This is a genomic window from Phenylobacterium sp. (genome assembly GCF_031181185.1).
In the GTDB taxonomy this organism is placed as follows: domain Bacteria; phylum Pseudomonadota; class Alphaproteobacteria; order Caulobacterales; family Caulobacteraceae; genus Phenylobacterium.
In genome coordinates, this window is sequence record NZ_JAPSKZ010000043.1 from 1 (window position 1) to 23,678 (window position 23,678).

A 23,678-nucleotide genomic window follows, 5' to 3' on the forward strand; every position below is an offset into this window, starting at 1 on the left:
GGAGCGGAAGGGCTGGACTGAGGAGTTGGACGGTGAACAGCATCATCTATCTCGTGGGCCTGGTGGTCGTGGTCCTGGCCATCCTCGGCTTCCTCGGCATCCGCTGATCAGGCGGTTGCCGGGGGGCGGCCCCCGGCGCTAGCTGCGCAGGATGCCCGTTTCCCCCACCTATACGCCGGATCCCAAGTTCCCCGCCCTGGGACCGGAGTTCGCCGATCCCGTCGAGGCCGCGGACTTCCCCAAGACGATCCTGCGCTACCGCAACGACCGCGCGGCGGCCTCGGTGGGCCTGGACACCCTGTCGGACGAGGAGTGGATCGCCCATTTCGGCCGCTTCCAACCGCTGCCCGGCAACATCGATCCGCCGCTGGCCCAGCGGTATCACGGCCACCAGTTCCGAGTTTACAACCCTGAACTAGGCGACGGCCGAGGCTTCCTCTTCGCCCAGCTGCGTGAGGCCGGCACGGGGCGCCTGCTGGACCTCGGCACCAAGGGCTCGGGCGAGACGCCGTGGTCGCGGTCGGGCGACGGACGCCTGACGCTGAAGGGCGGCGTGCGCGAGGTGCTGGCCACCGCCATGCTGGAAGCCCTGGGCGTGCCGACATCGCGCTCGTTCTCACTGATCGAGACCGGCGAACAGCTGGTTCGCGGCGACGAGCCCAGCCCCACGCGCTCGTCCGTCCTGGTTCGGCTGTCGCACAGCCACGTGCGGTTCGGGACCTTCCAGCGTCATGCGTTCTTCGAGAAGGCCGACCGCATCCAGGCGCTCGTCGACCACGTGATCGCCGACTACTTCCCCGAGCTGGAGGGCGCGAACGACCGACCGGCGGCGCTGCTCGAGGCGGTGGTGGGGCGCGCGGCGCGGCTGGCGGCGAGCTGGATGGCGGCCGGCTTCGTGCACGGCGTGCTCAACACCGACAACATGAACATCACCGGCGAGAGCTTCGACTATGGGCCCTATCGGTTCCTGCCGAAGTCGGACCCGAACTTCACCGCCGCCTACTTCGACCACGCGGGCCTCTACGCGTTCGGCCGCCAGCCCGAGGCGGTGTTCTGGAACCTGCAGCAGCTGGCCGGCTGCCTCACTTTCGTGGCCGAAAGCGAACCGCTGATCGAGGCGCTCAACGGGTTTGGGCCGGCATACCGACGCGAGCTGATGGCGGCGATGATCCGAAGGCTTGGCCTGAAGCCCCGAGACGAAGCCGAGGATGCGGCGCTGGTGCAGGCGGCGTTCGTCGGCCTGGCCGAGGGCGGCGAGGCGCTGCGCTGGGAGCCGTTCTTCTTCGACTGGTTCTGCGGCCGGACGCCGACAGGCGCACGGGCCGGGCTCTACGCCGGCGAAGACTTCGCGGCCTTCCGGACGGCGGTGGCCGCCTACGAGCCGGACCGGCCCGAACGGCTCTCGCACCCCTACTTCCAGGGCCCGGAGCCCGAGGAGCTGCTGATCGACGAGATCGAGGCCATCTGGGCCCGCATCGCCGAGGCCGACGACTGGAGCGTCTTCGAGGGCAAGCTCGAACGCATCGAGCAGGCGCGGGCGGCGTGGGGATTCAGCGCCTAGGCTTCGACACCAGCTGGGCCAGCACGACGCCGGACAGCGTCACCGCCGCGCCGATCGCCTGCAGCGGACCGATCACTTCCTTGAACAGCAGCCAGCCCAGCCAGCCGGCGACCACCGGCTGGACGAGCACCACGACCGACGCGGTCGAGGTCGGCAGCCGGCCCATGGCCCAGGCGATGGCGCCCTGGCCCGCGACATGCATCAGGCCGAGGCCCACGCAGGCCGCCCAGCCGGCGGCGGAGGCCGGCAAGAGATCCTCGCGCAGCGCCAGCGCCGCCAGCAGGGTCAGCGGCAGGCCGACTGCGCTGGACCAGAACATCAGCCGGCTGGCGCCCTCCGTCTTGCGCCCCTGGCCGATGGCCAGCAGGTAGAGCGCGTACCAGAGCGCCGTGGTCAGCGAGAAGGCGTCGCCCAGCGGCGGGTTGAGCCCGCCCCCGCCCTGCTTGTCGGACGCCATCATCCACGCCCCGCCTACGGCGAGCGCCACGGCGGCGACGAACAGCGCGCGCGGCCGCTCCTTCAGGAAGATCCAGGCGAAGAGGGTGACCACCACCGGCGTGAGGTTGGTCAGCACTGTGGCGTTGGCGACCGAGGTGTACTTGATCCCGTAGTGCCAGAAGGTGAGGTCCAGGAAGAACGCCACGCCGGCGGCCACGCCCAGCCTGGAGGGCGCGGTGATCGGGCCGGACGCCCGCCAGGTCATCAGAGCGAGCAGCGGCACGGCGAAGGCTAGCCGCCAGAAGCCGGCGGCGGCAGGCCCGGTCTCGGTCAAGCGGACGAGGATGGGTGAAAGCCCGATCACGGCCCCGCCGAAGACGAGCACGGCGAGCGCCTGCCATCGGGGCGTCGCAGTTTCAGTCAAATCCCAGCTCCCGTCGGATCTCGGCCGGCGTGACGCCACGCTCCCGCAGCGACCGCAGGGTCTCGGCCTTGTCGCGCTTGGCCAGCCGCTTGCCGTCTGGGCCGAGCACCAAGCTATGGTGCCGGTAGACGGGCGTGGGCAGGTCCAGCAGCGCCTGCAGCAGACGGTGCACGTGGGCGGCGTCGATGAGGTCCACGCCACGGATCACGTGCGTCACGCCCTGCAGCGCGTCGTCGACGACCGAGGCCAGGTGATAGGAGGTGCGCACGTCCTTGCGGGCGAGGACCACGTCGCCGCCGACCTCGGGCCGGGCGGCGGTCCAGCCCTCGCCCTCCACGAAGTAGGTCAGGTGCGAGAACCCGCCGAGCAGGGTCTCGGCCTTCGCGAGCGACAGGCGCCAGGCATAGGACTGGCCAGCGGCGAGGCGTTGGGCCTCCTCCTCCGGCGGCAAGGGCGCGCCGCGGAAGGCGTCCATCGGTCCGTGCGGGGCGGCGGCGAACTCGTTCTGCAACTCGCTGCGGGTTCGAAAGCAGCGGTAGACGAGGTCTTTGGCGATCAGCCGCTCGAGGGCGGCGTCGTATTCGGCCAGGTGCTCGGACTGCCGGCGGACCGGCTGCTCCCATTCCAGGCCCAGCCAGGCAAGGTCCTCGTAGATGGCGGCCTCGTACTCGGGTCGGCAGCGCGTGGCGTCGATGTCCTCTAGGCGCAGCAGGAAGCGGCCGCCCGCGGCGCGCGCGGCCGCATAGGCCGTCAGGCCAGAATAGGCGTGGCCCTTGTGCAGGTAGCCGGTCGGCGAGGGCGCGAAGCGGGTGACGAACACCCGGACTGCTCTAGTCCCGGTGCGCGTGGGGGAACAGGCCCATGTGCTGGAGCACTGCGGCGATGAACGCCTGCTCGCCGCCAAGCGCGTCCTTCATCTCGCTGAACTGCTTGAACCCCGCCATCTCGGCCAAGCCGTGCGCGGCGCACCAGGACGCAATGGTGGCGAGTTCCAGCTCGGTCTGCGCAGTGGGGTCGGCGCCATGCTCCACCATGGTCTCGCGCACCATGCAGTAGGCGCTCTCCTCGTCCGGGTTCTCCGTGTCGATCGGGAGGGCTTCTTTGTCGCGCGCGGCGTCGTACATCACGCGGTACAGCGCCGGGTGCTCGCGGGCGAAGCAGACGTAGGCGATGCCCAGGGCGGTCAGCTGCTGGCGGCCCTGCTGGCGCGCCTTGGCTTCGCGCATGCGGGTGTTCAGCATCAGCCAGCCCTCGTGCGCCACGGCGTCGAGCAGCTCGGCCTTGTCTTTGAAGTGATGGTAGGGGGCGGCGGGGCTGACGCCGGCCTCGCGGGCCACGGCGCGCAGCGACAGGGCGCTCGGGCCTTCAGCCTCCAGCAGCCGGCGGGCGGCGTCGACCAGGGCGCGGCGGAGGTCGCCGTGATGGTAGGGCCGGGACTCGGCGCTGTGAGCGTCTCTCATCGCCTCCACCATAAATCTGCATCTGGACGCCGTAAAGATATCTTGACGTCGCTCAGATCCGCGTTATCTTAGCGTTGTTCAAATAACAAACGTCCCGGCTCGAGCCGGGGTTCAAACTGAAAGGTGTGTGTCATGTCTCTCGCTGGTTTCGAGCGCTATCTCGACCGTTTTGCGCCGGTCTTCCTGCTGTTCCTCGGCTTCACCGCCGCGGGCGCGACCGCCGCTCTCGGCGCCTAAGGGCTCCCCACCTTAGTCGACGCTGGAAAGGCCCCCTTGCGGGGCCCTTCTTCGTCGTCGGCTGCGCCAGCTGCCCCCTGTGCAGAATCGCATAGCTGTGCGGCGGAAAACGCTATCTGAGCAACGTTTGGATCATGCTATCTGAACATCGTCCAGATGGGCGGGCGGCTTCCAGGAGGGCTGGAGCCGCGAACTGATGAAGAAGGAAAATTGCGATGTCGATCCAACTGAACCGGATCCTCGACGTGGTCGTCTCGTTTGCGGTCGTGGGCCTGACGCTCACCCTCGCCGGGGCCACCGCTGTCCTCGGCGCGTAAAGCGTGCGCCGCGGGTAGGCCTCGCCCGTAACTGGCCGGGCGAGGCTTCAGCCGGCTTCCGTCGTAGAGATGTCGTCGAATCGCGCCTATAGTTTTTGAAGGTTCAGCTTCCTAGACGAGGGTCGTGTCTTCAGTCCCAAGTCGAACGCCATAAGCGCGCTCCGCCCAAGACGGAGGGTCCGCCATGCAGGTGCTTAGGCATCCGCCGAACGGCTGGCCCTGTCTGGTCCTGAACGCCGACTTCAGACCCTTAAGCTACTACCCCCTGTCGCTCTGGCCGTGGCAGGAAGTCATCAAGGCGGTCTTCCTCGACCGCGTGGACGTGGTCTCCACCTACGACCAGGTCATCCACTCCCCCTCCTTCGAGATGAAGCTGCCGAGCGTGGTGTCGCTGAAGCACTACGTGGCCCAGGACCGGCCCCCGGCCTTCACCCGCTTCAATCTCTTCCTCCGCGACAGCTTCACCTGCCAGTACTGCACGTCGACGGACGAGCTGACGTTCGATCACGTCATCCCGCGCTCGCGCGGCGGACGTACGACCTGGGAAAACATCGTCACCGCCTGCGCCCCGTGCAACCTGTCGAAGGGCGGGCGCACCCCGCGCGAGGCGCACATGCACCCGCGGATGAAGCCGCGTCGGCCCAGCGCCTTCGAGCTGCAGGAGCGCGGCCGCAGGTTCCCGCCGCACCACCTGCACGAAAGCTGGCTCGACTACCTCTACTGGGACATCGAACTGGAGGCGTGACGGCGTTCCGCGAGCTGGGTTACGCTTGGCGCATGAAATCGTGGATTGCCCTTTGCATTCTGGCGCTTGCAGCGCCGGGGGCCGCGCGCGCCGCCGATGATGCTCCGACCGTCGCCGAACTCTCCGAGGCGCTGGACCAGGTGCGGGGCAAGACGCAGGCCGTGCGCAACGTCCGCTGCGCCAAGAGCACGCCGGGCTTCGTGCGCTGCACGTATCATCAGCCGACGCCGAAAGGTTATACGCGCTGGGCCGTGCTGGTGTCGGAGCAAGAAGGCAAGTGGAGCGTGTCGGAAGGCCCGGTGCGCGAGCGGGCCGAAAGCGTGCGGCGGAACAAGCGCTAGCGGAAGATCCAGATGCCGCCGGTGATCCCGGCGGGCGCCTCGGCCAGGCCGCGGATCTCCAGGCTGGCGCGCCGAGCGCCGCAGAGGCAGCGCAGCCGCTCCTCCAGGTCGTCCACATGCTGGCGGCCGAGACCCTGGGCCAGCCAGGGCTTGGGATCGACGACAGCCTCGCGGCCGCAGTTGCAGCGCGCCCACAGGCTGGAGCGCGGCGCCGTGGCGCGGGCGAGCCTGGGCTCATGGCCGAAGGCCACGTCGAGCGCCTGATGGATCATGCCGTCCGCCATGTTCGCCTCCTCTGGGGTGGTGCGAACAAAAGCAGAACTGATGGCCCCCGTCGACTCCGCCATGGCTGTGGTCCTGATCCTCCGCAACCGCGCGTAGGGACACGCGGACCCTTCGATCAGGGCGGCGATTCCCGGACGCGCTCAACGACCGGAAGGTCGCAAGCTGTGGATGTCAGGCGTGTTCCGCCCAGCGTCCGGCGAACTCGTAGAGCGGCATGAAGGCGACCAAGAGCTCGCGCCCCAGCGGCGTCAGGCCATAGCCGCGGCCCGCTTCATGGTCGACCAGGCCGGCGTCGCGGAGTTCTGAGAGCCGGGTCTGCAGCACCGTTGGAGAAACGTCGTCGCACGCGGCCCTGAGCGCTCGCGACGTCAACGGCTGTTCGCGCAACTCCCAGAGCACCCGCAGCGACCATCGCCGGCCCAGCAGGTCCAGCAGCGCCATGATCGGCCGGCCGGTGCGCGACCCCCGTACGCGACGATCAGCCATTGACGGGCGCTATGGAAAATGTAGCAGTCATGCTATCGAAATCGTAGCAACGGAACGCGGCGATGCCAAGGATCGCGCCTCTCGAGCCCCCCTACGCACCGGATGTGCAGGCGAGCTTTGACGCCATCATGCAAGGAGCGCCGACGCTTAGTCTGTTCCGGACCCTGGCGACCAGCCCCCGCGCCTGGAGGAAGTTCCGCGCCGGCTCGTTGTTGGACGCAGGCCCGCTGTCGCTACGCGAGCGTGAGATTGTCATCGACCGCACCTGCGCGCTCGCTGGCTGCGAGTACGAGTGGGGCGTGCACGTGGCGGTCTTCGCCCAGGCGGCGGGTCTGACGGAGGCGGAGGTCGCCGCGACGGCGGGCGCCGGGGATGCCGGAACCTGGACGCCTGCCGAGCGGGCGCTCATCCGAACGGCGGAGGCGCTGCATGCCCGGGCCACGCTGACCGACGAAGAGTTCGCAGAGCTTTCCGGCCACTACGACGCCGAGCAAGTCCTCGAGGTGCTGATGCTGTGCGGCTTCTACCGGACGGTCGCCTACATCGCGAACGGGCTGGCGTTGCCGCCGGAACCCGACGCCGCACGTCTCCCGGCCTAGACCTTCTCGCTGATCTTGATTGCGGCCCGGCAGCCGGTGCGGATCACGGCCGACAACAGGCTGTAGCCGGGCGCCTGGCGGGCGCCTTCCTCGACGGCGAGGTCGCGGTGGGCCAACTCCTCATCGCGGAACCTGGAGAGCTCGGCGGCGAGTTCGGGGTCGCGGTCGGCCAGTTCCGCGATCTGGCCGGCGTAGTGCTCCTCGATCACCGTCTCGACGGCTTCGGTGCAGGCGTGGGCCGCCTTCTCGCCCAAGAGGGCGGTGCCGGCGCCTACGGCGAAGCCGGCCAGCCGCCAGAGCGGGGCCATGGCTGTGGGACGCACGCGGCGTTCGGTCAGCAGGCGGTCGAAGCGGGCGAGGTGCTCGGCCTCGTGAGCCTCCATCTCGGCCAGCTGCCCGGCGATCCGTTCGCGGCCGGGCGCCTGGCCCAGCACCGCGCGCTGGCCGCGGTAGATGTGCACCGCCCCGAGTTCGCCCGCGTGGTCGACGCGCAGGATCTCGGCCAGCCGTGCGGCCATGGCGCCCTGTCCGGGCCGGGGCGGGACGGGCTTGTGGCTCATCGCTTGGCTCGCTCACGCAGCGCCGCGAGGACGCTCAGCACCACAAGAGCCAGTGAGATCAGCGCGTTCCAGCCGGCCATCGAAAGCCCAGCGAACACCCATGGGGCCTCGTCGCACGCCGGTGGGCGGACGACGGCGCCCGCCAGGAAGTCCTCCAGCGCCGCGGCGTTGACGCCGCTGCCCGTGGAGGCGCAGGCCTCCGGCCCCGGCCAGAACTTCCACTCGGCGCCGGCGTGATAGACGGCGACGCCGACGCCGACGAGGAACACCAGGCCCAGCACCCAGCAGGTGAACTCGCGCCAGCGCGGCCCGCCCGGCAGGCGCACCAACACCATGAAACCCGCGGCCAGCGCGAGCGCGGCCCAGTAGACCTCCCGCTGGCGAAGGCAAAGCGTGCAAGGCGCATAGCCGCCGAAGGTCTGGAAGGCGTGCGCAGTGGCCAGCATGGCGGTTGACGCCAGGAAGGCGCAGAGCCGCCAGCGGTCGAGGAATGGGCGCAGGAAGGTCATGGCCGCGGATATGAGCCCAAAGCCGGGCTCACATGAAGACCTTCAGCGCCAGGAAGCCGCCGATCAGCAGCGCCAGCAGCAGGATCGAGTAGAGGTTCAGCCGCCGCTCGAACTCGGCGAGCATCGCCGGGCCCAGGTACTTCAGGATCGCGGCCACGGCGAAGAAGCGGGCGCCGCGCGTCAGCACCGAAGCCCAGACGAAGGTGAAGAGGTCGAAGCGGGCGAAGCCCGCGGTGATCGTGACCAGCTTGTATGGGATCGGCGTCAGACCCTTGATGAGGATCACGCCCAGGCCCCACTGGTCGAACCAGCGCTGGAACTCCTCGCGGCCCTCCGGGTGGCCGAAGACCTTGAGGATGAACAGGCCCACCGGCTCGAGGAAGACGCCGATGGCGTAGCCCAGAAGGCCTCCCAGCACCGAGGCGATCGTGCAGATGCCGGCGTAGAGGAAGGCCTTGTCCCGGTTGGCCAGCACCATCGGGGCCAGCATCACATCGGGCGGGATCGGGAAGAACGAGCTCTCGGCGAATGAGACGATCGCGAGCGACCGCGGGGCGTGGCGCGAACGGGCGAGGCCCATCACCCAGTCGTAGAGTTTGCGGAACATGCAGGGGTCCGAATTGGGTCCGAAGCGGAGGGTCGGGCGTTCCAGCTAGCAGGCGGGCCGGGACTTGTCGCGCGGGACGATCAGGCGCCTCCCAACTGGCTCTTGCCAAGTGGTTTCATATGATACCATCTGCCTGTCGACAGGAGACTTGGCCATGAACGTTCAGACGAAGCCGCAAGCCCAGGACGGCGCCCGCGACCTCTTCGAAAATCCGCTCGGCACCGACGGGTTTGAGTTCGCGGAGTTCACCTCGCCCGAGCCCGAGCGGCTGAAGAACCTGTTCGAGCTGATGGGCTTCACGGCGGTGTCCAAGCACCGCTCGAAGAACGTCCTGCGGTTCCGGCAGGGCGACATCAACTTCATCCTGAACATGGAGCCGACCGGCCAGGCGGCGGCGTTCCGCGAGGCCCACGGCCCCTCGGCCAACGCCATGGCCTTCCGCGTTAAGGACGCCGCCAAGGCGTTCAAGATGGCGGTCGAGCGCGGCGCCACGCCGGTGCAGGGTCCCGTCGGCCCGATGGAGCTGAACATCCCGGCCATCGAGGGGATCGGCGGCTCGAACCTCTACCTCGTGGACCGCTACGGCGCGCAGGAGATCTACGACGTCGACTTCGTCCCGATCCCGGGCGCGGCCGAGGCCATGTCGAAGAACGCGGTGGGCCTGACCTACCTCGACCACCTGACCCACAACGTCCACCGCGGCAACATGAAGACGTGGGCGGACTTCTACGAGCGCATCTTCAACTTCCGCGAGATCCGCTACTTCGACATCGAAGGCAAGCAGACGGCGCTGGTGTCCAAGGCGATGACCAGCCCGTGCGGCAAGATCCGGATCCCGCTGAACGAGAGCCAGGACGAGCACTCGCAGATCGAGGAGTTCCTGAAGGACTACAAGGGCGAGGGCATCCAGCACGTCGCCCTGGGCACCGACGACATCTTCTACGCCGTCGAGACGATGCGCGAACGCGGCGTGCAGTTCCAGGACACCATCGACACCTATTTCGAAGGCATCGACGCCCGCGTGCCGGGCCACGGCGAGGACGTGGAGCGGCTGCGCCGCAACAAGATCCTGATCGACGGCGCGCCCACGGAGGGCCAGGGCCTGCTGCTGCAGATCTTCACCGAGAACATGATCGGCCCGATCTTCTTCGAGCTGATCCAGCGCAAGGGCAACGAGGGTTTCGGCGAAGGCAACTTCAAGGCCTTGTTCGAGAGCATCGAACTCGATCAGATCAGGCGAGGGGTGCTCCCGGCGAAGGAAGGCTGATGCGTTCGAAGGTCCTCGGTGCGGTTCTGGCGGCGGTGATGGTGACGATGGCAGGCCAGGCGGCCGCAAAGCCGAAGTGGGCGATCGTGGTGCATGGCGGCGCCGGCGTCATCGAGCGTGACGACCTGACGCCGGAGCAGGACAAGGCCTATCGCGAGGCCATGGCCCGCGTCGCCAACGTCGGCGCCGAGGTCCTGAAGAAGGGCGGCTCGGCGCTCGACGCCATCGAGGCGTCGGTGAAGATCCTCGAGGACGACCCGCTGTTCAACGCAGGGCGCGGCGCGGTCTTCACCGCCGAGGGCCGTAACGAGCTCGACGCCTCGATCATGGACGGCAAGACGCTGAAGGCCGGCGCGGTGGCGGGCGTCACCCGCACGCGGCATCCGATCAGCCTGGCTCGGGCCGTGATGGAGAAGTCGGGACACGTCATGCTGATCGGCGAGGGCGCCGAGCGCTTCTCGCTTAGCCAGAAGCTGGACCAGGTCGATCCCGCCTACTTCTTCACCGAACGCCGGTGGCAGGCGCTGGAGAAGGCGCTGAAGGCGCAGGGCCTGCCGATCCCGCCGCGTCCGAAGGGCGCGCCCAGCGTGCCGGAACTGCGGGCAGACCTGCAGCACGACGAGGGCGAGTACCGGGCGGGCCTGGCCCAGGTGGAGAAGAAGTTCGGCACCGTCGGCGTGGTGGCGCTGGACGCCAACGGAAACGTCGCGGCAGGCACCTCCACCGGCGGCACGACGGCCAAGCGCTGGGGCCGCGTCGGCGACGCCCCGATCATCGGCGCGGGCACCTATGCCTCGAACAACAGCTGCGCCGTTTCGGCGACCGGCACCGGCGAATACTTCATCCGCCTGACCGTCGCGCGCGAGATCTGCGCCCTGGTGGAACACAAGGGGGTGTCGCTGCAGACGGCGGCCGACCAGGTGATCCAGAAGGATCTTACCGCGCTGGGTGGCGACGGCGGCGTGATCGCCGTGGCGCCGAACGGCGAGATGGCCTGGAGCTTCAACACCTCGGGCATGTACCGGGCGCGCGTGGCCGACGGCGCGCCGCTGACGGTCGGCATCTACAAGGACGATCCCTGATGGCCAAGGGCGACTGGATTCCGGTTCGGGCGGCTCAAGGCGTCCACTCGAAACAGGCGCACGCCGACCTGCCGGAGGGGACCTACGAGCGCGAAATCTCGAAGGAGGGGTTCTTCGGTCCCGCCGCATTCCTGCACCATCGCCGCCCGCCGACGGGCTGGACCAGCTTCGAGGGCCCGCTGCGGCCGCGCGCCTTCGACCTCGCGCGCCTGAACGCCGCCGAACCGTCGCCATGGAGCGCCCACGTCGTCCTGCACAACGCCGCCTGCGAGGTGCGCTTCTGGAAGCTGGCAGCGCCGATGCCGGCGCTGGCTCGCAACGCCGACGGCGACCAGATCCTGTTCGTCCACGAGGGCGAAGGCGAACTCTTCTGCGACTACGGCCGGCTGCGCTTCCGGGCCGGCGACTACCTCTACCTGCCCCGCGGCACGATGTGGCGGCTGACGCCCGCCGGGCCCGCCGCGATCCTGATGATCCAGGCGACCAACACCCACTTCAAGCTGCCCGACCGCGGGCTGCTGGGCGGCCATGCCCAGTTCGACCCGGCCATGCTCGAGACGCCGATCATCGACGCGGCCTTCAAGGCCCATCAGGACGAGCCCGGCGAGTACCGCGTCGAGATCAAGAAGCGCGGGCAGGTGTCGGTGGTGACCTATCCCTACAATCCGCTGGACGCGGTGGGCTGGCATGGCGACCTGGCGCCCGTGCGGCTCAACGTGCGCGACATCCGGCCGGTGATGAGCCACCGCTACCACCTGCCGCCCAGCGTGCACTCCACCTTCGTCAGCGACCGCTTCGTGGTCTGCACCTTCGCGCCGCGTCCGTTCGAGACGGATCCGGGCGCGCTGAAGGTGCCCTTCTTCCACAACAACGACGATTACGACGAAGTGCTGTTCTACCACGCCGGGGACTTCTTCAGCCGCGACCACATCGAGGCAGGGATGATGACCTTCCATCCCTCCGGCTTCACGCATGGGCCGCACCCGAAGGCGCTGAAGAACATGCTGGCCCAGCCCAAGCCCGCGACCGACGAGTACGCGGTGATGATCGACACGCGCGACCCCCTGGAAGTCGGCGACGCGGCAGGTACGGTGGAGAACCCCGCCTACGTGGACAGCTGGAAGACCCCGTGACCGTCGAAGCCATCGACCTCGCCGAGAAGTTCGCCCTCTTCGATGAGCACTGGCGGCCCAAGATCGCCGCCCAGCTCAACGGCCAGGACGTGCGCCTGGTGAAGACCAAGGGCGTGTTCCCCTGGCACAGCCACGCCAACGCCGAGGAGATGTTCCTGGTCTTCGCCGGCCGCTTCCGCGTCGAGTTCCGCGACCGTATCGTCGAGCTTGGGCCTGGTCAGATGGTGGTGGTGCCCCGCGGCGTCGAGCATCGCACCGCCTCGGACGAGGAGGCCCAGGTGCTGATCTTCGAGCCGTCCGAGGTGGTCAATACGGGCGACGCTATGACGTCCGAGTACACCGCGCCCGCCGGCGTGCGCGTGTGAGATGGCTGAGGGCCGCCTGCACGAGGACCTGACCGCTGCGGCCCGCGACGAGCTGGACCGGGCCTGCACCCTGGGCTGGCGGCAGCTGGCCGAGCACCTGCCGTGGGGCGACACCTTCGAAGGCTTTACGCCCGACGGCCGCGAGGTCTGCTTCGAGCGCGCCTACCTCTGGGAGGGCGAGCCGGGCGGCGACATCCGCGTGGAGGTGACGGTCTATGAGCCGCAGGACTATGAGTCGGGCGTGAAGCTCACCGGCGCCATCCCCCGAGAACCTTTCGACATCCGGAGTCACTGATGAAGCTCGCCTCGTTGAAGGGCGGCCGCGACGGGCGGCTGGTGGTGGTCTCGAACGACCTGGCCTGGTTCACCCCGGCGGACCTGATCGCGCCCACGCTGCAGGCGGCGCTCGACGACTGGGAGCGGGTGGAGCCGCTGCTGCGCGGCCTGGCCGAGAGCCTCGAGCACGGCAGCGTCCCGCGCGAGCGCTTCCACGAGCACGACGCGGCGAGCCCGCTGCCGCGCGCCTACCAGTGGGCTGACGGCTCGGCCTATGTGAACCACGTGGCCCTGGTCCGGCAGGCGAGGGGCGCCGAGATGCCCGAGAGCTTCTGGACCGATCCCCTGATGTACCAGGGCGGCTCGGACGGGTTCTTAGGTCCCCGCGATCCCATCCCGCTGAAGGACGAAGCCTGGGGCTGCGACCTGGAGGGCGAGGTGGCGGTGATCACGGGCGACGTGCCGATGGGCGCCAGCCGTGAGGAAGCGCTGGCCGCCGTCCGGCTTGTGCTGCTGTGCAACGATGTGAGCCTGCGCAACCTGATCCCCAACGAGCTGGCCAAGGGCTTCGGCTTCTTCCAGTCAAAGCCCGCGTCGGCCTTCTCGCCCGTGGCGGTGACGCCCGACGCCCTGCCGAACTGGAAGGACGGGCGGCTGCACGGAGCGCTGGAGGTGGAGTTGAACGGCAAGCCGCTGGGCTGCGCTGACGCCGGCGTCGACATGACCTTCGATTTCGGGACCCTGATCGCGCACGCGGCCAAGACCCGGGCGCTGAGCGCAGGCTCGATCATCGGGTCGGGCACGGTTTCGAACCGCGGCGAGGACGGCGGACCGGGTCGGCCGATCGTCGACGGCGGGGTCGGCTACTCGTGCCTGGCCGAGGTGCGCACGATCGAGACGATCCGCGACGGCAAGCCGTCGACCCCGTTCCTGAAGGCCGGCGACACGGTGCGCATCGAGATGGTGGATGCGAAGCGACACTCGGTCTTCGGCGCGATCGAACAGCAGGTGGTCCAGGCCTGATGGGGGACGACGGGGCCGGCGCGGAACTGAAGCTGGACGCCTATCTGCCCTACCGGCTGTCGGTGGCGTCGAATGCGGTGTCGGGGCTGATCGCGCGGGCCTACCAGGACCGCTTCGGCCTCACGATCCCGCAGTGGCGGCTGGTCACGGTGCTCGCCGAGGATGGCGGCCTGACCCAGGGCCAGCTCGTCGCCCGCACGGTCATGGACAAGGTGACGGTCAGCCGCGCGGCCCAGGGGCTGGTGAAGCGCCGGCTCGTCAGCCGCGCCGACCACCATGCGGACGGACGCAGCCACGTGCTGGAGCTCACGGCCGAAGGGCGCCGGCTCTATGCGGAGATCGCGCCGCTCGCGCTGGCCTACGAAGCCGCCTTGATCGCAGGGCTCTCGCCGGACGAGGTGGGGCTGCTGAAACGCCTCCTCGTCCGCCTGCAGACGGCCGCTGGCCAGCTTGCGGGGGACAGCGCGCCACCCGCCGCCTAGCCCCGGCTAGTGCAGGTAGGCCGGCTCGGTGCGGACGCCCCAACGGTGGGAGCCCTCGCCGAACGGAAGGTGGAAGCCGAAGGCCGCCCGCTTCCGCTCGTCGCGCCAGTACTCCTCGAAGGAGACGATGAGCGCGGCTTGCAGCTCTTCGGGGATTTGGCGGACATCGTGGCCCAGGCTGCGGGCCACTTGCTCGATCACCAGCGTCCGGTGCGCTTCGCCGCCGAACGACAGGAGGACCTCACGGACGCGCTTCGCCAGGCTTTGCTTCCGGACGAACGGCTTTTTGCCGGCGTTCGCGTCGTGGGTGTTTTCAAGCTGCTTCTGCATGACGACGCCACATTGGCGCCGCCTCGTTTACGGCCAAGTTAAACGCTAGGGCGAATGGATGGTTAACTCTCGCGCTGTGGTTTAGCGCACATTAGCCAGCTCCGAGGGCCACTGCCGTGCGATAGACGGCGAACGACGCCAGGTAGGCCAGGCCCACCATGTAGGCGAACATCAGGCCGGTCCACGCCCAGGAATTGGTTTCTCGGCGGACGACGCCCAGGGTCGCCACACACTGCGGCGCGAAGATGTACCAGGCGAGGAACGACAGGCCCGTGGCCAGCGACCAGGTTTCGGCCAGGCGTGCGCCGAGAGCGCCCACGTTGGCCTCGGCGTCGCCCACAGCATAGACGGTGCCGAGGGCGGCGACAGCCACCTCGCGCGCGGCGAAGCCGGGGATCAGCGCCACCACCATCTGCCAGTTGAAGCCGATCGGGGCGAACAGCGGCTGGATTGCGTGGCCGATCATGCCGGCGAAGCTGTAGTCGATCGCTGGACCCGTGGCGCCGGCGGGCGGGCTCGGGAAGGTCGACAGGAACCAGACCAGGATCATCAGGGGCAGGATCATCCGCCCGGCGCGGCTGATGAAGATCTGGGCGCGCAGCATGAGGTTGCGCAGGACGTTCTCAGCCGACGGCAGCTTGTAGGTCGGCAGCTCCATCAGGAACGGCTCGACGGCGCCGCGCCAGAACACCTTGCGGATCACGAACGAGACCAGCAGCGCGCTGACGATGCCGGCGGCGTAGAGGCCGAACATAACGAGGCCCTGCAGGTTCAGGCCGGGCCCCACCGTGCGGTCGGGAATGAAGGCGCCGATGATCAGGGTGTAGACCGGGATGCGGGCCGAGCAGGTCATGAGCGGCGCCACCAGGATGGTCGTCATCCGGTCGCGCTTCTGGTCGATCACGCGCGCCGCCATGATGCCGGGGATGGCGCAGGCGAAGCTGGAGAGCAGGGGGATGAAGGCGCGGCCGTGCAGGCCCGCGCCGCCCATGATCCGGTCCATCAGGAAAGCGGCCCGGGCCATGTAGCCGAAGTCTTCCAGGAGGATGATGAAGAAGAACAGCACCAGGATCTGGGGCAGGAAGACCAGCACGCTGCCGACGCCGGCGATGAGGCCGTCGACGATCAAGCTCTGCAGCAGGCCGTCGGGCATCCAGGTGGAGATCCAGCCGCCCAGGGCCACGAAGCCGGCGTCGATCAGGTCCTGCGGCGGGCCGGCCCAGCTGAACACCGCCTGGAACATGACGAACAGCAGGGCGAACAGGATGGCGAGGCCCGCCACCGGGTGCAGCAGCACCGCGTCGATCCGGCCGGTCAGGGTGTCGGGCCGCTCGGGAGGACGGACGTAGGCCTTCAGCAGGCGCTGGGCCTCGCGGTGGGCTGCGCGGATCTCGGCGGCCGAGGGCTCGCGCCAGCGGTTCTCGTGCTCGGGGATGGCGCCGGCGCCGACCAGCGCGTCCACCTGGGCGACGAGGTCGTCGACGCCCCGCTTCCGCGTCGCAACCGTGGTGACGATCGGGCAGCCCAGTTCGGCGCGCAGGCCGTCGAGGTCGATGCGCAGGCCCTGGCGCTGGGCGATGTCGTACATGTTGAGCGCCAGCACCATCGGCCGGCCGACGGCCTTCAGCTCCAGGATCAGGCGCAGGACGAGACGCAGGTTCGTGGCGTCGGCGACAGCGACCACCACGTCCGGCGGCTGCTCGCCGGCCAACTGGCCCAGGACCGCGTCGCGGGTGACCGCCTCGTCCGGGCTACGGGCGCGCAGGGAATAGGTGCCGGGCAGGTCCAACACCGACAGCGTCCGACCGCCCGCGGTGGTGACGAAGCCTTCCTTCCGCTCGACGGTGACGCCGGCGTAGTTGGCGACCTTCTGGCGGCTGCCGGTCAGCGCATTGAAGAGCGCGGTCTTGCCGGTGTTGGGATTGCCGACCAGCGCGACCCGCGCCTGCCGGAGAATGGCTTCACTCATTCGGCGGGCCGGTCCAGCAGCACCCAGACGTCCTCGGCGTCGCGGCGGCGCAGGGCCACGCGCATGTCGTCGAGGCGCACCGCGATCGGGTCGTGGCGGATCGCGCCCTCGTGCAGCACCTGGAGTTTGGCGCCCTCGACGAAGCCGAACTCCAGCAGGCGCCGCTCCAACTCGGCGACGTCGACGCCGTGATCGCGCGGATGGCTTTCGGCGCGGACCTCGAGGATCACGCCGGCGTCGCCGGGACGGGCGGTCGACAGGCGCACGACCCGGCCGTTCGACGTCGTCGCGGCAGGCGCCGCCTCGGCGGCCTCGACCAACATGTCGTGCATAGGCTTACGCGTCCCGCGCCCGCGAAAATTGCGAACGATTATCAGTTAGAGCGCGACGGCCCTGAGGGCAAGCCTCAGCTGGCTTAAGGGGCGCGCAACGCCCTGGCGATCTCGGCGGCCTGGGGGCCGATCACCAGGTGCAGCCGGCCGGCCTTGCGGAAGACCCCGCGCACGCCGGCCGCAGCCAGCGCCGCCTCGTCCACCCGCGAGGCCTCGGGAAGTTCGACGAGCAACCGGCTGTCGAGGGCCTGGACCGCGCCCACCTCCTTCGGCAGCGCCCTGCGGATCGCAGCGGCGTCGGGGCCCTGCGCGGGCGCCTTGCCGAGGCTGGCGCGGATCTCGCCGGCGACCTGGTCCGCCTGAGGACCCAGGACCACCTGCAGGGTGTCGGGCGAGGGCTTCACGAAGCCCTTGGCGCCCAGGCTGCGCAGAGCCGCCTCGTCCACGAGCGCCTGGTCGCGGATGGTGAGCCGCAGGCGGGTCGTGCAGGCGTCGACGGCGGCCAGGTTGGCGGCGCCGCCCAGCGCGGCGGCGAAGGCTTGGCCGCGGTCGCCCGAGGCCACCACGGCCGGCGCAGGCGCCCCAGCCTCCACCGGCTCCCGGCCGGGCGTCTTCAGGTCGAACAGGCGGATCGCGAGGCGGAAGGCCCCGTAATAGACGCCGGCGTAGACAAGCCCGATCGGGATCAGCAGCCAGGGCCGCGTGGCCTTGTTGAAGTTCAGCACGAAGTCGAACAGGCCGGCCGAGAAGCCGAAGCCGAGCTTGACGTTCAGGGCGTCCATCAGCGCCATGGAGACGCCCGTCAGCACCGCGTGGACGGCGTAGAGCGCCGGGGCCAGGAACATGAAGCTGAACTCGATGGGTTCGGTCACCCCGGTCAGGAACGAGGTCAGGGCCACCGAGAACAGCATGCCGCCCACGGCCTTGCGCCGCTCGGGACGGGCGGCGTGATACATGGCCAGGCAGGCGGCGGGCAGGCCGAACATCATCACAGGGAAGAAGCCCGCCATGAACGCGCCGGCGGTCGGGTCGCCCGCCGCGAACCGATTCAGGTCGCCCGTGACGCCGCCATAGTCCCCCAGCAGGAACCAGGCGAGGTTGTTCAGGATGTGGTGCAGACCGGTGACGATCAGCAGCCGGTTGAGGAAGCCGTAGAGGAAGAGGCCGAGCGGCCCCAGGTTCAGGATGCCGGCGGAGAGGCCGTCCATGCCGCGCTCCAGCGTCGGCCACGAGAAGCCGAAGGCCAGCGCCAGCACGACGCCCGCGAGGCCGCACACGATGGGCACGAAGCGGCGGCCGCCGAAGAAGGCGAGGTACTCCGGCAGGCGAATATCGGAGAAGCGGTTGTAGAGCACGCCTGCCACCACGCCCGAGAGGATGCCCGCGGGGATGGAGAGCTTGCCGATCTCCTTCTCCTTCCAGGCTGCCCCGGCGAGGTCCTTCGCGCCCCCGGCGGCGGCCGCCAGCACGTCGGGCGGAACCACCAGGAGGGCCTTGGCGCCTTCCGTGGCGACCAGGAAGCAGACGAGGCCGGCCAGGCCGGAGGCGCCGTGATTCTCACGCGCGAGGCCGACCGCGACGCCGACGGCGAAGATCAGGCCCAGGTTGCCGAACACCGCCCCGCCGGCCGCGGCGAAGGCCTGGGCCATGACGCCGAAAGCCCCGCCGCCGATGTGGGCGAGGCCCGGCGCGCCGAGGAGGTCGGGCTGGCCTAGCCTCAGCATCAGCGCCGCGACCGGCAGCACGGCGATCGGCAGCATCAAGGCGCGGCCCAGCTGCTGCAGCGGGGCGAGGGACAGCTTCACGTCGAGGCTCCCGGATCTTGTCGCAGCAGGGCGCGGACTTCGTCCGCCGAGGTGAGCTCCAGGGCGGCGTGAGCGAGCGCCTGCGTCTGCGCCAGGGTCCAGCCGCGCAGGCGGGCCTTGACCGCCGGCACGGCGGCGGGCGCGGCCGAGAGGCTGCCGGCGCCCAGGCCGACCAGCAGCGGCGCCGCCAAGGGCTCGGAGGCCAGACCGCCGCAGACGCCGACGGGCTTACCGAGCGTGCGACCGGCCTCCGCAGCGCGCGCCACCAGCCGCAGCACCGCCGGGTGCAGGGCGTCGAGGCGGGCGGCGAGTTCGGGATGCTCCCGATCGATGGCGAGCACATATTGCGAGAGGTCGTTGGTGCCGACCGACAGGAAGTCGGCCTCGGCGGCCAGCTGGTCGGCGAGCAGGGCCGAGGCCGGCGTCTCGATCATCACGCCGAGCTTGGGGCGATGCGCTGGCTTCAGGTCGGCGACTGCGGCGTCGAGCGCCGCGCGGACGGCGCGCAGGTCGGAGAGGTCGCAGACCATCGGGAGCAGGATGCGGCGTTCGCCTGGCGCGGCGACCCGCAGGATCGCGCGCAACTGGGCCGACAGCAGCTCGGGCTGGCGCAGGCTGGCGCGGACGCCGCGGAGACCCAGCGCCGGGTTCGGCTCGTGCGGCGCGGGCGCGAAGGCCAGAGGCTTGTCGCCGCCGGCGTCGAGGGTGCGGATGGTCAGCGGCCGGCCTTGCAACGCCGCGGCGACGCTTTCGTACACGGCGGCCTGCTCGTCTTCGGACGGCGCATCCTGGCGATCCAGGAACAGGAATTCGGTACGGAACAGGCCGCAGCCTTCCGCGCCCTGGATCAGCGCGCCCGCGGCTTCACCGGCGGCCCCGAGGTTGGCCAGAACCTCGATCGGGACCCCGTCGGCCAGGCGCGCGGGCTCGGCGGCGGCCTGGCGGTCGGCGCGGCGGCGGGTCTCCAGGGACGCGAGCTGACCCTGGGCGGCGGCGAGTGCTGCGCCGTCGGGCGCGACCTTCAGGACGCCGGCGTCCGCGTCGAGGATGACCGGCGTACCGTCCGGCACGCGCAGCAGCTCGGGTCCCATCGCCGCGAGGGCCGGGGCGCCCATGGCGGCGGCGAGGATGGCAACGTGAGAGGTGGCCCCTCCGCGGGCGGTGCAGAAGCCCGCCACCGGGGCGCCCTCGAGGGCGATCAGCTGGGACGGCAGCAGCTCGTCCGCGATGACCACCGCGCCGGCGGGGAGGCGCGGCCCGGCCAACTCCTCGCCGGAGATGGCGATCAGCACCTGGCGTTCGAGATCCAGCAGGTCATCGGCGCGCTCGGCGAACAGGGGGTCTCCGAGCCGGCGCAGGGTCTCGGCCATGGCGCGGGTCGCGGCGCGCCAGGCGGCGCCGGCGCTCAGGCCCTGTTCGATCTGGCGTTCGGCCTCGGCGCGGAGCTCGGGATCGGCCAGGAAGGCCTGGTGCGCCGCCAGGATGTCCCGCCGGCTGGTCCCGCCACCGCTGGCCTGGTCGCGCAGGCGCCAGGCGACGCGCGCCAGCGCCTCGGCCAGCACCTGTCGTTCGGCCTTGGCCCCGCGTGAGGTTTCGATGACGGCGGGCTCGGGCGCCGCGAGGCGCACCGCGACCCCGATCGCCAGTCCCGGCGCCGCCGTGACGCCGCGCAGGGTTCCCGGCGCGTCGGTGGCAGCAGGGCGAGGGGACGGCGTGGGCTCGGGCCGCACGTGAGCGGCTTCTTCCAGGGCGAGATCCGCCAGCAGGCTCTTCAGAGCACCCAGCACCGCCGCCGCGTCCGGACCGCCGGCGATCAGGCGCACCTTCTCGCCGTGGCCGACGCCCAGCGCCAGCACCGAGACGGCGCTGCGGAGGTTGGCCCTGCGGCCGCCCGCCGCCTCCAGCTGGACCTCGGCGTCGAAGCTTTGCGCACAGGCGGCCAGCCGCGCCGCCGGCCGGGCGTGCAGCCCGTGCGGCAGGGCGATGGACGCCTCGGCCTCGAGCAGCTCGCTTGCGACCGCGCAGGGCTGGCCGCCCGCCTGGCCGTGCACCTCCATGAGGGGCTGGCCCTGACGCACCGCGCAGCCCGTCACGCGACTGGCGATGGTCGCGTTCATCACCACGACAGGGGTGATCAGGCTGCGGGCGCGCCCCGCCAGAACGTCGAGATCGAAGGTGAGCAGGCGCTGGCCGCGCCGCACCCGCTCGCCTTCGCGCACGTGGGCGGTGAAGCCCTGTCCGGCGAGGCCCACCGTCTCCAGCCCCACGTGCATCAGGATCTCGGCGCCGTTGTCGGCCCGCACGGTCACCGCGTGCCGGCTGGCCGGCAGGGCGGTGACCACGCCGTCACAGGGCGCGCAGAGCTCTTCGGCGGTAGGGTCGATGGCGACGCCGTCGCCGAGCATTCGGCCGGCGAACACCTCGTCCGGCGCCTCGTCCAGCGGCGCGGCCCAGCCGTTCATCGGGGCGTCCAGCACCAGCACCTCGGCCACGGGTGATGCGGACTTCGCGGCCTTCATCGGGCGGGCTCCAGCTCGACGGAGGCGATCGCCCAGATCGGCTCCACTTTCGGCCGGGCGACAGTGAAGCACAGGTCCCGGCGGCCCGAGGCGCCGGGCAGGGCGGCGCGCAGCTCGGTGACGGCCGGGTTCTTCGCCGCTTCGGTCAGCGGGATCACTGCGACGGGCGGGGCTTTGCAGTCCCCAACCCGCACCTCCAGCTCGCCCTCGGGCGTCTTCGATGCGCGCAGCGTGACCTTCTTGATGTCCTCGCCGATCTGGAAGTTGAACGGCAGCTGGCCGACCCGAATCCTGATCGCTCCGATGCCGGTCAGCTCCGCGTCCTTCCAGGTCCAGCAAGATTCCATGATGTCGGTCAGGAACACGGCCCGCTCGCCGCGGACCGGCGCGTCGTCCTCCAAGGCCAGGACGATCTTGTCGGTGCAGGGCGCAAGTTCGCGGTTGTCGCGGCGGCGCGGGTCGCGGGGCGTGTGGACGCCGTCGGACGCAGACTGGGCCGCCGGGAAGCCCATGGCGCGGAGCCGGGCGACGCTTTCCTTCGAGCGCCGCTCGAACCCTTCCCAGCCCAGCCGCTCGGGCCGCGACCAGCCCAGTTCGGCGACCGCCAGACCGCGCGGGAACATCATGTGCGCGGCGCGGGCCTCGGTGCGCACGTGCTCGGTCCAGAGGTTCGCCTGCAGGCCCAGCAGGTGGCGCTGCTGTTCGGGCGTGAGCTCGGACGGCGTCGGGTCGAAGGCGTAGACGTCCTTCAGGCTGATCACCTTGCCCCTTCCAGGCGGCTCGGCCGGCGAGGCCGACTGGCGGTGGTCGAAATAGAGCGTGGGCGCAGGGCTCAACACGGTGTCATGGCCGGCCTTGGCCGCGGCGACCGCGCCGCTGATGCCGCGCCATGACATCACCGTGGCGTTGGGCGCGAGGCCGCCCTCGAGGATCTCGTCCCAGCCGATCAGGCGGCGGCCGCGGCTGGACAGGTGCTTCTCCATCCGATGGATGAACCAGCTCTGGAGGTGGTGCTCGTCGGCGATGCCCAAGGCTTTCATGCGGGCCTGGACCTGGGGCGAGGCCTTCCACTGGTCCTTCACCGCCTCATCGCCGCCGACGTGGATGTAGGTGGACGGGAAAACCGCGATAACCTCGTCCAGCACGTCCTGCAGAAAGCGGATGGTGCCTTCCTCGACGTTGAAGAGCGCGGGATAGACGCCCCAGTCTGCGGGCACGTCCTTGGGCGGGTTCGGAGCCGCCGCGAGCTGCGGATAGGCGGCGACGGCGGCGCTGGCGTGTCCCGGCATCTCGATCTCGGGGACGACGGTGACGTGGCGCGCCGCGGCATAGGCCACGATCTCGCGCGCCTGGGCCTGGGTGTAGAAGCCGCCATAAAGCCGCGGCTTGCCGGTGGCGGGATCGATGTCCCGGGCCGGTCCTTCGCCCGCCGGCACGCGCCAGGCGCCGACGTCCGTCAGCTTCGGATACTTCCTGATCTCGAGCCGCCAGGCCTGGTCGTCGGTCAGGTGCCAGTGCAGCACGTTCAGCTTGTGCGCCGCCATGGCGTCGATCAGCGCCTTGATGAACTCGGGGCTCTGGTAGTGGCGAGCGCTATCGAGCATCAGCCCGCGCCAGCCGAACCGCGGCGCGTCGTCGATGGTCTGGGCGGGGATGATGGCGGCGGCACCGGGCGGCCTGGGCTCGGTGAGCAGCTGCCAGGCGCTCATGGCGCCGCGGAAGAGGCCGGCGTCGGTCGGCGCGCGAACCTCGATGCCGGTCGGGGTCACCGCCAGCGCATAGGCCTCGTCGCCGGAGAACTTCACCCGCTCGCGCTTCAGCATCACCACGCCGCGGCCGGCCGTGGCGACCGACAGCTTCGGCCCGCCGGCCTTGGCGGTGAGGTCGGCCAGGATCTCCGCGGTGCGGCGGGCGGCGGCGTCGCCGGCCGGAACAGCGATCGCGCCGGTTTCCGGTACGCGGAAGCCGCCAGCGTGGACCGTCACTTCGGCGGGAATGGGCGTGACGTCGCCAGGCGCGGCCGCGGCGGGCGAGGCGCAGGCCAGTATGGCGGCCGCCGTAACGGCGGCTCCCAGCCGCTCGAACCTGGCGCGCGCATTCGCCGGCATGTCGTCCTCCGCCGTGTCTTCAGCCTGACAATGGAAAGGGTATCCGGGAAAAGAAAAGGGGGCGCGGAACAAGCGAACCGCGCCCCCGCAGTTCAAGGGGATCGGAGAGGACGCCCTTTAGAACTTCACCCGGACGCCGCCGTAGAAGATGCGGCCGTTCTTGTAGTAGGCGCGCGGCCGCGACGTGGCGCCGGAGTACTGCTTGATCGTCTCGTCGGTCAGGTTCACCGCATCGAAGGTGATGGCGACCTGGTCGGTGACGTTGAAGCTGGCCGAAGCGTCCAGCGACGTAACCGAGGCGCTGTTCAGCTGGGCGGCGCGGTCGATATCGATGAAGAACTTCGAGCGGTAGTTGTAGGAGAGCCGGGCGCTGAACCGCTCGGTCTCGTACCAACCCGTGAGGTTCAGGCTGTGCTTG

The 23,678-nt window shown here is 70.1% G+C and carries 25 protein-coding genes and 1 pseudogene; 11 read left to right on the forward strand and 15 right to left on the reverse strand.

Going from position 1 to position 23,678, the window contains the following annotated elements; all coding sequences use genetic code 11:
• Window positions 1-151 precede the first annotated feature (151 nt).
• Window positions 152-1,561, forward strand: a complete 1,410-nt coding sequence (locus tag RIF93_RS07430; RefSeq protein WP_309089935.1) for a protein adenylyltransferase SelO family protein — start codon at window positions 152-154, stop codon at window positions 1,559-1,561.
• Here RIF93_RS07430 and RIF93_RS07435 read toward each other — a convergent pair.
• From RIF93_RS07435 to RIF93_RS07445, 3 genes are read right to left on the reverse strand one after another with little or no spacing between them, the layout of a single operon-like run.
• The gene (locus RIF93_RS07435) at window positions 1,551-2,423 is read right to left on the reverse strand and encodes a DMT family transporter (protein ID WP_309089937.1); all 873 of its coding nucleotides are present in this window, start codon (window positions 2,421-2,423) and stop codon (window positions 1,551-1,553) included. The genes RIF93_RS07430 and RIF93_RS07435 overlap by 11 nt on opposite strands.
• A complete protein-coding gene (gene gluQRS / locus RIF93_RS07440) occupies window positions 2,416-3,243 on the reverse strand; it encodes a tRNA glutamyl-Q(34) synthetase GluQRS (RefSeq protein WP_309089939.1) in 828 nt (275 codons plus the stop codon). Before gluQRS ends, RIF93_RS07435 begins: the two co-directional genes overlap by 8 nt.
• A gap of 10 nt (window positions 3,244-3,253) precedes the next feature.
• Window positions 3,254-3,883, reverse strand: coding sequence for a TetR/AcrR family transcriptional regulator (locus RIF93_RS07445; protein WP_309089941.1), 630 nt, complete (start codon window positions 3,881-3,883; stop codon window positions 3,254-3,256).
• 738 nt (window positions 3,884-4,621) lie between these two features.
• Here RIF93_RS07445 and RIF93_RS07450 point away from each other — a divergent pair.
• Together RIF93_RS07450 and RIF93_RS07455 are read left to right on the forward strand one after the other, a co-directional pair.
• Window positions 4,622-5,182, forward strand: coding sequence for an HNH endonuclease (locus RIF93_RS07450; protein WP_309089943.1), 561 nt, complete (start codon window positions 4,622-4,624; stop codon window positions 5,180-5,182).
• Window positions 5,179-5,523 (forward strand): hypothetical protein, encoded by a 345-nt coding sequence (locus tag RIF93_RS07455; protein WP_309089945.1) that lies wholly within the window; start codon window positions 5,179-5,181, stop codon window positions 5,521-5,523. Before RIF93_RS07450 ends, RIF93_RS07455 begins: the two co-directional genes overlap by 4 nt.
• Here the strand turns inward: RIF93_RS07455 and RIF93_RS07460 are convergent.
• The gene (locus RIF93_RS07460; protein ID WP_309089947.1) at window positions 5,520-5,807 is read right to left on the reverse strand and encodes a hypothetical protein; all 288 of its coding nucleotides are present in this window, start codon (window positions 5,805-5,807) and stop codon (window positions 5,520-5,522) included. The two genes, RIF93_RS07455 and RIF93_RS07460, sit on opposite strands and share 4 nt — an antisense overlap.
• 172 nt (window positions 5,808-5,979) lie before the next feature.
• Window positions 5,980-6,294, reverse strand: coding sequence for a helix-turn-helix domain-containing protein (locus RIF93_RS07465; protein WP_309089949.1), 315 nt, complete (start codon window positions 6,292-6,294; stop codon window positions 5,980-5,982).
• Window positions 6,295-6,422: 128 nt separating this feature from the next.
• On the opposite strand from RIF93_RS07465, the gene RIF93_RS07470 reads away from it, so the two are divergent.
• Complete coding sequence (locus RIF93_RS07470) at window positions 6,423-6,893, forward strand: carboxymuconolactone decarboxylase family protein (protein ID WP_309089951.1); 471 nt, start codon at window positions 6,423-6,425, stop codon at window positions 6,891-6,893.
• On the opposite strand, the gene RIF93_RS07475 is transcribed toward RIF93_RS07470, so the two are convergent.
• Genes RIF93_RS07475 through RIF93_RS07485 form a run of 3 tightly spaced genes read right to left on the reverse strand, consistent with a single transcriptional unit; the run spans window position 6,890 to window position 8,569 of the window.
• Entirely contained in the window at window positions 6,890-7,453 is a 564-nt protein-coding gene (locus RIF93_RS07475; protein WP_309089953.1) for a demethoxyubiquinone hydroxylase family protein, read from the reverse strand. The genes RIF93_RS07470 and RIF93_RS07475 overlap by 4 nt on opposite strands.
• Window positions 7,450-7,962 (reverse strand): disulfide bond formation protein B, encoded by a 513-nt coding sequence (locus RIF93_RS07480; RefSeq protein ID WP_309089955.1) that lies wholly within the window; start codon window positions 7,960-7,962, stop codon window positions 7,450-7,452. Before RIF93_RS07480 ends, RIF93_RS07475 begins: the two co-directional genes overlap by 4 nt.
• Before the next feature lie 28 nt (window positions 7,963-7,990).
• Window positions 7,991-8,569, reverse strand: a complete 579-nt coding sequence (locus tag RIF93_RS07485) for a YqaA family protein (protein ID WP_309089957.1) — start codon at window positions 8,567-8,569, stop codon at window positions 7,991-7,993.
• A gap of 154 nt (window positions 8,570-8,723) precedes the next feature.
• Here RIF93_RS07485 and hppD point away from each other — a divergent pair, with 154 nt between their 5' ends.
• Genes hppD through RIF93_RS07520 form a run of 7 tightly spaced genes read left to right on the forward strand, consistent with a single transcriptional unit; the run spans window position 8,724 to window position 14,197 of the window.
• Window positions 8,724-9,836, forward strand: a complete 1,113-nt coding sequence (gene hppD, locus RIF93_RS07490) for a 4-hydroxyphenylpyruvate dioxygenase (RefSeq protein ID WP_309089959.1) — start codon at window positions 8,724-8,726, stop codon at window positions 9,834-9,836.
• A complete protein-coding gene (locus RIF93_RS07495; protein ID WP_309089961.1) occupies window positions 9,836-10,918 on the forward strand; it encodes an isoaspartyl peptidase/L-asparaginase in 1,083 nt (360 codons plus the stop codon). The genes hppD and RIF93_RS07495 overlap by 1 nt, the downstream gene beginning before the upstream one ends.
• Window positions 10,918-12,051 (forward strand): homogentisate 1,2-dioxygenase, encoded by a 1,134-nt coding sequence (locus RIF93_RS07500; protein ID WP_309089963.1) that lies wholly within the window; start codon window positions 10,918-10,920, stop codon window positions 12,049-12,051. Before RIF93_RS07495 ends, RIF93_RS07500 begins: the two co-directional genes overlap by 1 nt.
• Window positions 12,048-12,416, forward strand: a complete 369-nt coding sequence (locus RIF93_RS07505; protein WP_309089965.1) for a cupin domain-containing protein — start codon at window positions 12,048-12,050, stop codon at window positions 12,414-12,416. The genes RIF93_RS07500 and RIF93_RS07505 overlap by 4 nt, the downstream gene beginning before the upstream one ends.
• Before the next feature lies 1 nt (window position 12,417).
• Window positions 12,418-12,711, forward strand: coding sequence for a hypothetical protein (locus RIF93_RS07510; protein WP_309089967.1), 294 nt, complete (start codon window positions 12,418-12,420; stop codon window positions 12,709-12,711).
• The gene (locus tag RIF93_RS07515) at window positions 12,711-13,715 is read left to right on the forward strand and encodes a fumarylacetoacetate hydrolase family protein (RefSeq protein ID WP_309089969.1); all 1,005 of its coding nucleotides are present in this window, start codon (window positions 12,711-12,713) and stop codon (window positions 13,713-13,715) included. Before RIF93_RS07510 ends, RIF93_RS07515 begins: the two co-directional genes overlap by 1 nt.
• Window positions 13,715-14,197: a MarR family transcriptional regulator gene (locus RIF93_RS07520; RefSeq protein ID WP_309089971.1), complete on the forward strand. Its 483-nt coding sequence runs from the start codon at window positions 13,715-13,717 to the stop codon at window positions 14,195-14,197. Before RIF93_RS07515 ends, RIF93_RS07520 begins: the two co-directional genes overlap by 1 nt.
• Before the next feature lie 6 nt (window positions 14,198-14,203).
• On the opposite strand, the gene RIF93_RS07525 is transcribed toward RIF93_RS07520, so the two are convergent.
• The 7 genes and pseudogenes from RIF93_RS07525 to RIF93_RS07555 form a co-directional block, all read right to left on the reverse strand.
• On the reverse strand, window positions 14,204-14,527 hold the full coding sequence (locus RIF93_RS07525; protein WP_309089974.1) for a hypothetical protein: 324 nt from the start codon (window positions 14,525-14,527) through the stop codon (window positions 14,204-14,206).
• A gap of 91 nt (window positions 14,528-14,618) precedes the next feature.
• Window positions 14,619-16,496, reverse strand: a complete 1,878-nt coding sequence (gene feoB, locus RIF93_RS07530; protein WP_309089976.1) for a ferrous iron transport protein B — start codon at window positions 16,494-16,496, stop codon at window positions 14,619-14,621.
• Window positions 16,493-16,828, reverse strand: coding sequence for a FeoA family protein (locus tag RIF93_RS07535; RefSeq protein WP_309089978.1), 336 nt, complete (start codon window positions 16,826-16,828; stop codon window positions 16,493-16,495). Before RIF93_RS07535 ends, feoB begins: the two co-directional genes overlap by 4 nt.
• 83 nt (window positions 16,829-16,911) lie before the next feature.
• Window positions 16,912-18,633: an N-acetylglucosamine-specific PTS transporter subunit IIBC gene (gene nagE / locus RIF93_RS07540; protein WP_309089980.1), complete on the reverse strand. Its 1,722-nt coding sequence runs from the start codon at window positions 18,631-18,633 to the stop codon at window positions 16,912-16,914.
• Window positions 18,630-21,152, reverse strand: coding sequence for a phosphoenolpyruvate--protein phosphotransferase (gene ptsP / locus RIF93_RS07545; protein ID WP_309089982.1), 2,523 nt, complete (start codon window positions 21,150-21,152; stop codon window positions 18,630-18,632). The genes nagE and ptsP overlap by 4 nt, the downstream gene beginning before the upstream one ends.
• On the reverse strand, window positions 21,149-23,260 hold the full coding sequence (locus RIF93_RS07550; RefSeq protein ID WP_309089983.1) for a family 20 glycosylhydrolase: 2,112 nt from the start codon (window positions 23,258-23,260) through the stop codon (window positions 21,149-21,151). Before RIF93_RS07550 ends, ptsP begins: the two co-directional genes overlap by 4 nt.
• A 117-nt stretch (window positions 23,261-23,377) precedes the next feature.
• A pseudogene (locus RIF93_RS07555) lies at window positions 23,378-23,678 on the reverse strand (TonB-dependent receptor); the annotation flags it as partial.